Origin of the sequence: Novosphingobium ovatum (assembly GCF_009909235.1) — a bacterium.
GTDB lineage: Bacteria > Pseudomonadota > Alphaproteobacteria > Sphingomonadales > Sphingomonadaceae > Novosphingobium > Novosphingobium ovatum.
In genome coordinates this window covers 256,506-268,452 of record NZ_JAAAPO010000003.1, presented here as the reverse complement: position 1 = coordinate 268,452, position 11,947 = coordinate 256,506, and the positions used below count along the sequence as shown (strand labels likewise).

The 11,947-nt window shown below is 65.3% G+C and carries 10 protein-coding genes; 7 read left to right on the top strand and 3 right to left on the bottom strand.

All coding sequences use genetic code 11. The annotated features are described in order from the left end of the window. Positions 1 to 67: 67 nt before the first annotated feature. The 3 genes from GTZ99_RS08840 to GTZ99_RS08830 all read right to left on the bottom strand — a co-directional run bounded on the left by GTZ99_RS08840 (position 68) and on the right by GTZ99_RS08830 (position 2,977). The gene (locus GTZ99_RS08840) at positions 68 to 697 is read right to left on the bottom strand and encodes a protein-methionine-sulfoxide reductase heme-binding subunit MsrQ (RefSeq protein WP_227711205.1); all 630 of its coding nucleotides are present in this window, start codon (positions 695 to 697) and stop codon (positions 68 to 70) included. A gap of 8 nt (positions 698 to 705) precedes the next feature. Beyond that, the gene (gene msrP / locus GTZ99_RS08835) at positions 706 to 1,629 is read right to left on the bottom strand and encodes a protein-methionine-sulfoxide reductase catalytic subunit MsrP (protein ID WP_161717969.1); all 924 of its coding nucleotides are present in this window, start codon (positions 1,627 to 1,629) and stop codon (positions 706 to 708) included. 124 nt (positions 1,630 to 1,753) lie between these two features. After that, positions 1,754 to 2,977 carry a nitrate/nitrite transporter gene (locus GTZ99_RS08830; RefSeq protein WP_201742443.1) on the bottom strand — a complete coding sequence of 408 codons (1,224 nt, stop codon included), beginning with the start codon at positions 2,975 to 2,977 and terminating at the stop codon, positions 1,754 to 1,756. A 136-nt stretch (positions 2,978 to 3,113) separates the two neighbouring features. Here GTZ99_RS08830 and GTZ99_RS08825 point away from each other — a divergent pair, with 136 nt between their 5' ends. The 7 genes from GTZ99_RS08825 to GTZ99_RS08795 all read left to right on the top strand — a co-directional run bounded on the left by GTZ99_RS08825 (position 3,114) and on the right by GTZ99_RS08795 (position 11,735). After that, complete coding sequence (locus GTZ99_RS08825; RefSeq protein WP_161717965.1) at positions 3,114 to 4,817, top strand: bifunctional protein-serine/threonine kinase/phosphatase; 1,704 nt, start codon at positions 3,114 to 3,116, stop codon at positions 4,815 to 4,817. Between the two features lie 225 nt (positions 4,818 to 5,042). Then, positions 5,043 to 5,624, top strand: a complete 582-nt coding sequence (locus tag GTZ99_RS08820; RefSeq protein WP_161717963.1) for an ANTAR domain-containing response regulator — start codon at positions 5,043 to 5,045, stop codon at positions 5,622 to 5,624. Then, on the top strand, positions 5,621 to 6,838 hold the full coding sequence (locus tag GTZ99_RS08815) for a CmpA/NrtA family ABC transporter substrate-binding protein (protein ID WP_161717961.1): 1,218 nt from the start codon (positions 5,621 to 5,623) through the stop codon (positions 6,836 to 6,838). The genes GTZ99_RS08820 and GTZ99_RS08815 overlap by 4 nt, the downstream gene beginning before the upstream one ends. A 321-nt stretch (positions 6,839 to 7,159) precedes the next feature. After that, a complete protein-coding gene (locus tag GTZ99_RS08810; RefSeq protein ID WP_161717959.1) occupies positions 7,160 to 8,440 on the top strand; it encodes a CmpA/NrtA family ABC transporter substrate-binding protein in 1,281 nt (426 codons plus the stop codon). 20 nt (positions 8,441 to 8,460) lie between these two features. Further along, positions 8,461 to 9,417: a nitrate ABC transporter permease gene (gene ntrB, locus GTZ99_RS08805; RefSeq protein ID WP_161717957.1), complete on the top strand. Its 957-nt coding sequence runs from the start codon at positions 8,461 to 8,463 to the stop codon at positions 9,415 to 9,417. Between the two features lie 29 nt (positions 9,418 to 9,446). Next, positions 9,447 to 10,247, top strand: coding sequence for an ABC transporter ATP-binding protein (locus GTZ99_RS08800; RefSeq protein ID WP_161717955.1), 801 nt, complete (start codon positions 9,447 to 9,449; stop codon positions 10,245 to 10,247). A 207-nt stretch (positions 10,248 to 10,454) separates the two neighbouring features. Further along, positions 10,455 to 11,735 carry an alginate export family protein gene (locus GTZ99_RS08795; protein WP_161717953.1) on the top strand — a complete coding sequence of 427 codons (1,281 nt, stop codon included), beginning with the start codon at positions 10,455 to 10,457 and terminating at the stop codon, positions 11,733 to 11,735. The last annotated feature ends 212 nt before the right edge of the window (positions 11,736 to 11,947 follow it).

Here is an 11,947-nt window from a genome sequence, read left to right as displayed (position 1 = left end):
CGGGAGCACAAGGACTCTCAGCCGACAGGGCTTGATGCGGGACATCTGCCGGTGGGCGGCCGTTACATCATGCGCGCGGGCGCGTCCAATGCATTATCGCGCGCGCCGGCCACCGGCGCAGCCCCAGCAACAGCGCCAGCAGGCCGGCATATATCCATGGCTCGATCTGGAAGCCCTTGACCCGCAGGAGGAAATGCACCGCCACCGCAAGTCCCGCCACATAGGCCAGCCGGTGCAGCACCCGCCACCGCCGCCCGCCCAGCCAACGCGCCACCGCGCGCGGCGAGGTCAGCGCCAGCGGCAAGAGCATCACCCATCCCGCCATGCCCAGCAGGATAAAGCGGTGCTTGACCACGTCGGCCCACAGCAATCCCAGATCGCCCAGCATGTCCAGCCCGACATAGACCATCAGATGCAGCGTGGCATAGGCAAAGCACCATAGGCCCAGAGGCCGCCGCCACGCCGCCAGCCAATTCCACCCCGTCACCGCGCGCAAAGGCGTCACGGCCAGCGTCAGCCACAACGCCCGCAGCGCCCACAGGCCCAGTTGGTTGATCGTTTCAGCCACAGGCTCGGCCGTCAGGCCCGCCGCGCGGGGCGACAGCCCCCACGCCATCGCGCCCCAGCGCGCCACCAGCACCGCCAGCGGCAGCGCCATCGCCAGTTGTACGCCCCAACGCACAGCCCACCGCGCCATCGGACGCATCAGTAGTAGCGCGCCAGATTCATGCCGCGATACAGCCCCGCCACCTCTGCGCCATAGCCATTGAATGGCAGCGTGCGGCGCGGGAACCAATCGCCAATCCGCCTTTCGCGCGATTGCGTCCAGCGGGGGTGATCAACATCGGGGTTCACATTGGCAAAAAAGCCATATTCATTGGGCGCGGACAGGTTCCAGCTGGTCGGCGGCTGACGGTCGAGCAAACGGATGCGCACGATCGACTTGATCGATTTGAAGCCATATTTCCACGGCACCACCAACCGCAGCGGCGCCCCGTTCTGCGCGGGCAGCGTGCGGCCATACAGCCCCACCGCCAGCATGGTCAGCGGATGCATCGCCTCGTCCAGCCGCAGGCCTTCGACATAGGGCCATTGCAGCGCGGCCGTGGTTTGCCCCGGCATCTGGCGCGGATCGCGCAAAGTCTCAAAGGCGACGAATTTGGCACTGCCCAGCGGTTCCACCTGCCGCAACAGCGCGGCCAAGGGAAAGCCCACCCAAGGGATCACCATCGACCACGCCTCGACACAGCGGAGGCGATAAACGCGCTCTTCCAGCGGAAACTGGCGGATCAACTGGTCGATGTCGATGGTCTGCGGCTTGGCCACCATGCCTTCGACCCGCACCGTCCATGGCCGCAGGCGCAAACGGCCCGCGGTACGCGCGGGATCTTCCTTGCCCGTCCCGAATTCATAGAAATTGTTGTAATGGGTGACGGTATCGAACGGGGTCGGCTCTTCGTCCAAAGTCCGTGTGCGCCGCGCGGGCAAAGGAGTCTGTGCCTGCGCTGCCTGTGGCAAAGCGCCCGCTGCCACCAACCCCGCCAATACCGCGCGGCGGTTCCAGTACAGGGCTTCATCGGTCGCCTCGGCCTCGGTCGGGTGCAGCAGATTGGGTGTGCGGATCAGCATGGGGGCGTGCCTTTCGCGAAGGAAGACGCAGCTATGCCCCCACCCATGCCCCAACGCCAAGTGTTTTCCCGCGATTGCCCGATGGGGCGCCGGGCTATCCCCCGCGCCCCATCGCAGCGCCCGATCAGATCCGCACGCCGCTGATCGCCGCGCCCCATGTCGTGCGCCAGCGCTTCTTCACGCCGGTCAGCCCGGCCAGCGCCACCAGCGCCAGCACCGCGAACACCAGGAAGCCCGCGCTCATGCTGCCGGTCATCTGCTTGGCCAGACCCAGCGAAGAGGCCAGATAAAAGCCACCAACGCCGCCGCCAAAGCCGACAAGGCCGGTCATCACGCCGATTTCATGACGAAAACGCTGTGGCACCAACTGGAACACCGCGCCATTGCCCACGCCCAGCGTGCCCATCACCGCGAAGAACAGCGGGAACATGACCCAAAAGCTGATCGGCGCCAGCGAGATCACCACCAGCAGCACTGCCGCCAGCGCGTATACGCCCGAGAGCGTCTTGATCCCGCCGATGCGATCGGCCAGCGCCCCGCCAAACGGGCGCACCAGCGATCCGGCGAACACACAGGCGGCGGTGGCGTAACCGGCCTGCACCGGGCTCATCGCCAGTTCCGTGACATACCAGCTGGGCAGCGAACCCGACAGGCCGACAAAGCCGCCAAAGGTCACGCCATAGAACAGGATGAACCACCAGGCGTCCCCTTCGCCCAGCATCTTGAAATAGCCCTTCACATACTCGCCGGTCGATTTGGCCGGGGGCTGATGCGGGCTGTCCTTTACCAGCGCCAGATAGGCCACGAACACCACAAGCAGCGGCACCACCGCCAGACCCAGCACGTTTTCCCAGCCATAGGCCTTGGCCAGCAGCGGGGCAAAAATCGCCGCCAGCACAGTGCCCGAATTGCCCATGCCCGCGATGCCCATCGCCTTGCCCTGATGCTGGGGCGGATACCAGCGACTGGCCAGCGGCAGCGCCACGGCAAAGCTGGCCCCGGCAAAGCCCAGCACGATGCCCACCGCGATCAGCCCCTGCATCGATGCCACGCCGAAATGCCATGCCACCAACAGGCCCGCGATCACGATCACCTGACCGATGGTGCCGGTCAGCTTTTGCCCGATGCGGTCCACCAAAAAGCCGTTGACCAGACGCAACACCGCGCCAGCCAGCGTGGGCACCGCCACGACAAAGCCCTTTTCCGCCGGGGTCAGCGCCAACGATTTGGCAAAGATCGGCGCCAGCGGGCCCAACAGGTTCCACACCATGAAGGCCACGTCGAAATACAGAAACGCCATGATCAGCGTCGGCCGATGGCCTGATTGCCAGAAGGATTTGTCACTCATGGATTCGAACTCCGGATCGGAAAATGCAATAGCGGCTTGACGTGCCCCCCGGCCAGAGCGCCCAATCGCGTACGTGCACGCGGTGTACGCACACATGAGGGGCCCCACAGGCGGGCATAAGACGGGAAGAGCGCCAATGCGCGAGGCAGGCAGGTTGTGGGTCAGTGCGGGCATCGCCAGCGAACGTGGCCCACGCGCGGAAAATCAAGACTTTGTGGCGGCCCATCTGGGGACAGAGGCGCAACGGGCGGGATTGGGCATGGTCGCCGCTCTGGCCGATGGCGTCAGCGGCGGCGCCTATGGCGAGAACAAGGGCGGCCGGATCGCGGCCGAACTGGCGGTCGCCAGCCTGCTGGACGGGTATTACGCCCAAAGCGACACGATCGGCACGGCACAGGCCGTTGGCCGGGTGATGGCCCCGTATAACCGCTGGCTGTGCGCGATGGGCCGCAGCGACACGATGGCCCATGCCGCCACCACGCTGACCGCGCTGGTGGTGCGGGGCCGCCGCGCGCATGTGTGCCACGTGGGCGACAGCCGGGCGTGGCTGCTGCGTGATGGACACCTCGGCCAGATCACCACCGATCACACCCACGCCCACCCCGACCGCCGCCACATCCTGCTGCGCGCGCTGGGGCTGGAGGAAGCCTTGCGGCTGGACCACCACGAGATCGCCCTGAACGAGCATGACCGGCTGATCCTGACCAGTGACGGGGTGCATGGCGTGCTCTCGCGCCGCAAGATGGAAGCGCTGCTGGCCCGCCGCCAGTCGGCACAGGCCGATGCGCAGGCGCTGGCCGATGCGGCGCTGGACGCAGGCGGTCAGGACAACGCCAGCGCCATGGTGCTGGACATCGTCAGCCTGCCCGCGGTGGGCCATGACGCGATCGCGGGCGATCTGGCCGCGCTGCCCATCCTGCCCCCGCCGCAAGAGGGGGACAGCATCGACGGTTTCCGGCTGGAAACGGTGCTGTCCGATGGGCGCTATACCCGCCTGTTCCGCGCCACCGACACCACCGATGGCGCCAGCGTGGTGGTCAAATTCCCCAAGCCCGCGCTGCTGTCCGAAGCGGGCGCGCGCGCCGCTTTTACCCGCGAATTGCTGATCGGCACACGCGTGGCCAGCCCGTTCGTGGGCGGAGCCATCCCCCTGTCGCCTGATCGCCAGACGCGGCTGTACGGCGTCCAGCCCTATCACGCGGGCCGCACGCTGGAGGCCGCACTGGCCGGGCCGATCCCGCTGGATCAAGGCTTGCGCATCGCCATCGGCCTGACGCGCGGCGTGGCCGCGCTGCACCGCCAAGGCATCATCCACCGCGACATCAAGCCCGAAAACGTCATCCTGACCGAGGATGGGGGGCTCAAGCTGGTCGATCTGGGCGTGGCCCGCCTGCCCCGCGTCGAGGATTTCGCCGCCGACGAGATCCCCGGCACGCCCAGCTATCTGGCGCCCGAAATGTTCACCGGCGAGGCCGGGAGCGAGGCCAGCGACCAATTCGCGCTGGGCGTCACCTTGTGGCGGCTGTTCGCCCGCTGCTGGCCCTATGGCGAGGCGGAAGCCTTTGCCCGCCCCCGTTTCCGCGAGCCCCAACCGCCCAGCAAGGCCCGCCCCGAACTGCCCGGATGGCTGGACGCGGTGCTGATGCGTAGCGTGGCGATTGCCCCGCAGGACCGCTTTGGCGATGTGATCGAACTGTTGCGGGCATTGGAAGGCGGCGCCGCCGTCGAGCGCAAGCCTTTGCGCGCCCCCGCCCTGATCGAGCGCAACCCGGTGGCCGTCTGGCAGGGCATCAGCGCGCTGCTGGCCGCGGCGCTGGTGGCGGTGCTGATCTGGAAATAGGCGAATCGGCATGAGGCTGCACCCGTCAAAGGGGGCGGCGTCATTGCCGGCCAAATTGGTGAAATGCCCCGCAAAAGGGGGCGATGGAGTTGCCACGTCCTTGTGGCAAGAGCGCTGAAAATGCCGCCTTGCGCGCCATGATGCAAGTGCGAAATGCGGCGGATAGCAAAACCATCAGGCCAAAGCCTCTTGCATCGGCCCGCGCACCCCGCCACCCTCGCGCGTATGCGAGTGGCAATTATCGATGAAAGCGCGGTCCGCGCCTCGGTCATGCAGGATGGCCTGACCGAACTGGACGATTGCGAGATTTTCGTGATCCCGGATCGACGCGGGCTGGTGCGCCGCATCGCCGAGATTGATCCCGATATCGTGTTGATGGATCTGGGCAATCCCAGCCGCGACGTGCTGGAGGAATATTTCGCGGTCAGCCGCGCGCTGGCCCGGCCCATCGCCATGTTTGTCGATGATTCCGATCAGGAATCGATCGGCGCCAGCATCGATGCGGGGGTCTCTGCCTATGTGGTGGACGGCTTTGCCCCGCACCGCATCCGGTCAATCCTGGACCTGGCGATCCGGCGCTTCCACGCCTTTTCGCGGTTGCAGAACGATCTGGCCGACGCGCGCGGCAAATTGGCCGAGCGCGAAAGTGTGGATGCGGCCAAGCGCATCCTGATGCAGACCCGCCGCCTGAGCGAACCCGACGCCTATGCCGAATTGCGCAAGACCGCGATGAATCAGGGCAAGCGCATTGCCGACATCGCCGAGGCGGTGGTCACGGCGCACAAGTTGATGGGAGGTGCTGCGTGAGCACAGAATTTGCGATCGGTTTCCTGCCGTTGGTGGATGCGGCCTTGCCGATTCTGGCGCATGAACACGGATTTGCCGCGGCCGAAGGGTTGCGGCTGCGGCTGGTGCGCGATGTGTCATGGGCCACCGTGCTGGACCGCCTGTTGTACGGCCACACCGACGCCGCGCACATGGTCGCGCCGCTGGCGATTGCCACCACACTGGGCCGGGGCCGCCCGGCCCAACCGCTGGCGGTGCCGTTTGTGCTGGGACTGAACGGCAATGCCATCACGCTGCGGCCCGATCTGGCGGCGCTGGTCACGCCCGATGGCGCCTTGGGCGATCCCGCGCGGGTCGGCACCGCATTGCGCGCCATCGCCCTGCAACGCAAAGCGGCCGGTGACCCGCTGCGCTTTGGCGTGGTGCACCGCTATTCCAGCCACAATTACATGCTGCGCTATTGGCTGGCGGCCTGCGGTATCCGCCCTGACGAAGACGTGCGCATCACCACCGTCCCACCGCCCTATTGCGCCGACGCACTGGAGGCGGGCGAGATCGACGGCATGTGCGTGGGCGAACCGTGGAACAGCGTGGCGGTGGAACGCGGCGTGGGGGTGATCGTGCTGGCCACGGCGCAGGTCTGGCAGCGCGGCGTGGAAAAGGTGCTGGCGATGCGCAGCAGTGTGCTGGACACGCGCCGCGACGAGGTGGAGGCGCTGATCCGCGCGCTGCACCGCGCGGGCCAGCATTTCATCGACGAAGGCGCGCTGGACGACAATGCGGCGATTCTGGCCCGGCCCGAATATCTGGGCGCCGATCCCGCGCTGATTCGCCGCGCCATCACCGACCGGCTGTTGCTGCGGCGCGAGGGCACGTTGGTCCATTACCCCGACTTCATGTTCCAGCACCGCGAAGCCGCCAATTTCCCTTGGGTCAGTCAGGCCGAATGGCTGTACACGCAAATGGTCCGCTGGGACGGGGGCACGCATGACGCCGATGCGGCGGCGCGCGCGGCAGGGGTTTTCCGCCCCGATGTCTATCGCAACGCGCTGCGTGGCAGCGATGCCTCCCTGCCCGCCGCCTCGTCCAAGGTCGAGGGTAGCGTGCAAAAGCCGACTCCGGTGGCGGCAACGCAGGGCAGCATTACTTTGCACAGCAACAGCTTTTTCGACGGAAGGATCTTTGATCCCGACAATTTGTCGGCGTATATCGCGCAGGACATGTACGCCAAATAGCGTAATCACCGCTGCAACCGCACATTCGCACTTGCACAATACCCCCACCCGACCTTAGCCTTCACCCAAGACTTCAGAGGCCCATTCCAAGGTTGGGATGACGCCGCAGACGGGGTCTGACAGCAACAGTCGTGGCAATGGCGCCGCCTCGGTTTTCTCCATTTGCGTGGGGACGGACCGTGGCGGTTTTTGCGTTTGGGCACTGGTCAACGGGAATGGCGCGACAAGGCGCTTTTCCGAACGCCCCCTGACGCCCGCCGCAGCCCTCGCGAAGGCTGCTGTCTGACAGGAATTCTTGTTCAAACAGAGGGATTTGGGCACATGGCAGACCACAACGACCTGACCAATCTGAGCCGCCGCAACCTGATCAAGGCCAGCGCCATCGTCGCCGCCTCGGTGGCGGGCGAAAGCCTGTTTGCCGGCAGCGCGCTGGCCGCTGGTGGCCCGCCCGAAGTCAAGGGTGCCAAGCTGGGCTTTATCGCGCTGACCGATGCCGCGCCGCTGATCGCGGCCAAGGAACTGGGCCTGTTTGCCAAATATGGCATGCCCGAAGTGCAGGTGATGAAGCAGGCCAGCTGGGGCGCGACGCGCGACAATCTGGTGCTGGGCGGGGCCGCTGGCGGCATCGACGGTGGCCATATCCTGACGCCGCTGGCCTATTTCCTGCAACTGGGCGTGCAGGCCCGCGCCACCCCGATGACCATTCTGGCCCGCCTGAACGTCAATGGTCAGGGCATTTCGGTCGACAAGGAATATCTGGCCGCCAAGGCCGACATCAACTCTGCCAAGATGAAGGGTATCATCGCCCAGAAGAAGGCCGCTGGTAAAAAGATCACCATGGCGATGACCTTCCCGGGCGGCACGCACGACCTGTGGATCCGTTACTGGCTGGCGGCCGGCGGCATCGACCCCGACAACGATGTGGGCCTGATCACCGTTCCCCCGCCGCAGATGGTCGCCAACATGAAGGCCGGCACGATGGACGCCTTCTGCGTGGGTGAACCGTGGAACGCACAGCTGGTGGACCAGAAGCTGGGCTATACCGCAGTGTCCACCGGCCAGATGTGGATGAACCACCCCGAAAAGAGCTTTGCCATGCGGGGCGACTGGGTGGCCGCCAACCCCAACGCCGCCATCGCCATCACCGCCGCCGTGATCGAGGCCCAGCGCTGGTGCGACAACCCCGCCAACATCGCCCGTCTGGCGATGATGATCTCTGGCCGCGACTACCTGAAGTGTCCGGTGGGCGATATCGCCAGCCGTCTGCAGGGCAACTTTGACTTTGGCGACGGGCGCCGCGTGGCCAACGCGCCGTTCAAGATGCGCTTCTTTGCCGGCAACGCCAGCTTCCCGTTCAAGAGCCACGACCTGTGGTTCCTGACCGAGAACCAGCGCTGGGGCAAGCTGCCCAAGGGCATGAACACCAACGCCGCCATCGCCAAGGTGAACCGTTCCGACATCTGGCGCGCCGCGGCCGCCAAGGTCGGTGGTGTGCCGGTGCCCCCTTCCGACAGCCGCGGCGTCGAGAAGTTCTTTGACGGCAAGCTGTTCAACCCCGGCAACCCCGGCGCCTATCTGGCGAGCCTGGGCATCAAGCGCTGATACGGCAGGGAGACACCCCGATGGCTACCGCACCCGATCAACTGAACGCGGACGAGGTCACCTCGTCCGCCACCCAGACCACACCGGCCAGCGGGGTGATCGTCCCCTATCCCGCAGAAGCCGTGAAACGCAGGTTCATCCCCGCCATGTCCAAACCCACCAACCCTGTTCTGTCCCGCGCCTATGCGGTGGCATCCCATGTCCTGCCCACGCTGGCGATGCTGCTGATCCTGTTGACTGTGTGGCAGATCGCCTGTGGCAAGGAAGGTTCGGCCCTGCCCGCGCCCTTGACCGTGTGGGAACAGTCGCATGACGTGATCATGCACCCGCTCAAGGGCGTGGAATTCAACGGCATCATCCCCGACATTCAGGACGGCGGCGATGTCGGCATTGGCGCCCACATCATGAAATCGCTCTCCCGCGTGCTCAAAGGCTATGCGCTGGCCTCGGTGGTGGGCGTGGCGCTGGGCATGCTGGTGGGCACCAACAAATATGCCTTCCGCGCGCTGGACCCGCTGTTTCAGGTGCTGCGCACGGTGCCGCCGCTGGCGTGGCTGCCGATCTCTCTGGCGATCTTTCAGGAAGCCCAGCCCAGCGCCATCTTCCTGATCTTTGTCACCGCGATCTGGCCGATCATCATGAACACCGCGGTGGGCGTGCAGAACATCCCCAGCCAGTATCGCAATGTGGCCCGCGTGCTGGCGCTGAATCCCATCGAATATTTCGTCCGCATCGTGCTGCCCGCCTGTGTGCCGCACATGTTCACCGGCTTGCGCATTGGCGTCGGCATGAGCTGGCTGGCGATCGTGGCCGCCGAAATGGTGCAGGGCGGCACGGGCATCGGCTTCTTCATCTGGGACAGCTACAACTCCTCGCTGCTGTCGGACACGATCGTCGCCCTGGTGTGGATCGGCATGGTCGGCTTTGCGCTGGATCGCATCGTGGGCCTGATTGGCCGCCTGATCGCCCGCAGCTGATCCCCCTTTCCAGCAAAAGGACATTCCCCATGAAGCAACGTTCCTATCTGGCGCTGGAAGGCATTAGCGTCGAATTCCCCACCAAGAACGGCCTGTTCTGTGCGCTGGACCGCATCGACCTGAACATTGAAAAGGGCCAGTTCGTCGCGCTGATCGGCCATTCGGGCTGTGGCAAGTCCACCTTGCTGAACGCGGTGGCGGGCCTGACCAAGCCGTCCAAGGGCGTGATCTTCCTTGACGGTGAGGTGGTTGATCGCCCCGGCCCCGACCGCGCGGTGGTGTTTCAGGACCACTCGCTGCTGCCGTGGCTGACGGTGGAGGAGAACGTCGCGCTGGCCGTGGCCAAGACCGCCGATGGCAAGTCCAAGGCCGAGCAAAAGGATTGGGTGATGCACAATCTGGAGCTGGTCCAGATGACCCATGCCGCCACCAAGCGCCCGGCCGAAATCAGCGGCGGCATGAAGCAGCGGGTGGGCATCGCCCGCGCCATCGCCATGAACCCGCGCGTGTTGCTGATGGACGAACCCTTTGGCGCGCTGGACGCGCTGACCCGCGCCGCGTTGCAGGACGTGGTGATGGAACTGCAGGCCAAACTGAACAGTACCGTGCTGATGATCACCCATGACGTGGACGAAGCCGTGCTGCTGGCCGACCGCGTGGTGATGATGACCAACGGCCCGGCCGCGCGCATCGGCCAGGATCTGATCGTGGATCTGCCCCGCCCGCGCAACCGCCTGAACGTGATCGACATGCCTGCCTATACCCACGCCCGCAGCGAGATCATCCACTTCCTGCACGAACGCTATCGCAACCCCTCGGTTGCGGCCTGAGAACAACGCATACCGGCCAGCCACTGCCTCGCATCAGCGGCAGGCCCGGCCCGGCGCGAGAGCGACTGCGGGGGGCGCCGGGCCACCCACACCATAAGATATACAGCCGCGCCAGAGCCCAAACGGCCACCCATGCGGCGGGAGAGGATGCCCCAAAAGCGGCGCGCATCGACGCGCACAGGGACATTCAAAAAGGAGTGAGGGAACATGACCAAGAGCCACCTGATGATCGCCGCCGCGATGGCCGCGCCGCTGATGCTGGGCGCCAATGGCGCACAGGCCGCCACGGCCAAAAAGGCATTTGGCGATCCCATCACCTTTGCGCCGGGCACGACGTTTGACCCGATGCTGGACGCGCGCGTCCGCTGGGAAGACGTCGATGCCACCACCAAGGCGGCCGATGCCGAAACCCTGCGCATCCGCGCCGGCTTTGAAATCAAGAACAAGCCCTCGCATCTGGCCTTCCTGGTCGAGGGCGAAGGCACGCTGGCACTGGGCAAGCATTACAGCGCCTTTGCCTTTGCCGCGCCCAGCCATCAGTACCGCCCGGCGCAGGCCGTCATTCCCGATCCTGAAAACGTCGAGCTGAACCGCATCCAGATCCAGTACGCGACCAAGCCGCTGACCGTGACCTTGGGCCGTCAGCGCATCAATCTGGACGATCAGCGCTTTGTCGGTTCGGTGGGCTGGCGCCAGAACGAGCAGACCTTTGACGCGGTGCGCGCCGAATATCGCGCTGGCCCGCTGTCGCTGGACGCCACCTATGCCCGCCGTCAGCGCAGCATCTTTGGCAATGATGGTGGCCCGCGCGTCTATTACACCGGCAGCTTCTACTTCCTGGGCGGCGGGGTGAAGACCAAATACGCCAACGTGAAGGCCTTCGCCTATCTGCTGGATTATGACCCCACTGGCTTTACCTTCCAGACCAACAGCTCGCAGACCTATGGCGTGCGCGCCACCGGCGTCTATCCGCTGAACAAGGCCGCCAAGCTGACCTATGCCGCCTCTTGGGCCACGCAGCAGAACTATGGCTCCAATCCGTTCCGCTATGACACCGACTATCTGGCGGGCGAACTGGGGCTGGACGTCAAGGGGATCGTGCTGACGGGCGGTTATGAAAAGCTGGGCTCGGACGCTGGGGCCACGGGCGGGCCGCGCGCCATGCAGACGCCGATGGCCACCCTGCACAAGTTCAACGGCTGGGCCGACATGTTCCTGACAACGCCTGCCAACGGTCTGGAGGACACCTATGTCGGCGTGTCGGGCAAGCTGCCCAAGCTGACCGCCCTGCCCGGCTTCACCTATGCGCTGACCTATCACTGGTTCGGCAGCGACATCCGCAGCCAGAAATATGGTGACGAACTGAACGCCTCGATCGGGATCAAGACGGGCAAGGTCAGCTGGCTGGTTAAATATGCCGACTATCGCGCCCAAGGCTTTGGCGCGAATACCAAAAAGTTCTGGTTGCAGGCCGAATACGCCTTCTGATCCTCCCCGGCCCGCCCGCCTGCATGTGCAAAAGAGACAGGTCTTTCGCAAATGCACAAAAATCCACTTGGCGGGCGGGCCGGGACAGGTTAGACATGGTGCATCAGTGATAGGGACGTAGCCCAAAGACGGGCGACTCACCGCCTCCCTTTCGCGCTTTTCATTCCATTTTGCGTGGCAACGAAGCCGCCTCGGTCCAGCCCCCTTCGGGC

What these genes read in the sequence shown, in the direction of transcription:
- GTZ99_RS08840 (WP_227711205.1), bottom strand. Translation starts at nt 697, where the DNA reads ATGGCGCGGTGGGCTGTGCGTTGGGGCGTACAACTGGCGATGGCGCTG.
- msrP (WP_161717969.1), bottom strand. Translation starts at nt 1,629, where the DNA reads ATGCTGATCCGCACACCCAATCTGCTGCACCCGACCGAGGCCGAGGCG.
- GTZ99_RS08830 (WP_201742443.1), bottom strand. Translation starts at nt 2,977, where the DNA reads ATGAGTGACAAATCCTTCTGGCAATCAGGCCATCGGCCGACGCTGATC.
- GTZ99_RS08825 (WP_161717965.1), top strand. Translation starts at nt 3,114, where the DNA reads ATGCGCGAGGCAGGCAGGTTGTGGGTCAGTGCGGGCATCGCCAGCGAA.
- GTZ99_RS08820 (WP_161717963.1), top strand. Translation starts at nt 5,043, where the DNA reads ATGCGAGTGGCAATTATCGATGAAAGCGCGGTCCGCGCCTCGGTCATG.
- GTZ99_RS08810 (WP_161717959.1), top strand. Translation starts at nt 7,160, where the DNA reads ATGGCAGACCACAACGACCTGACCAATCTGAGCCGCCGCAACCTGATC.
- ntrB (WP_161717957.1), top strand. Translation starts at nt 8,461, where the DNA reads ATGGCTACCGCACCCGATCAACTGAACGCGGACGAGGTCACCTCGTCC.
- GTZ99_RS08800 (WP_161717955.1), top strand. Translation starts at nt 9,447, where the DNA reads ATGAAGCAACGTTCCTATCTGGCGCTGGAAGGCATTAGCGTCGAATTC.
- GTZ99_RS08795 (WP_161717953.1), top strand. Translation starts at nt 10,455, where the DNA reads ATGACCAAGAGCCACCTGATGATCGCCGCCGCGATGGCCGCGCCGCTG.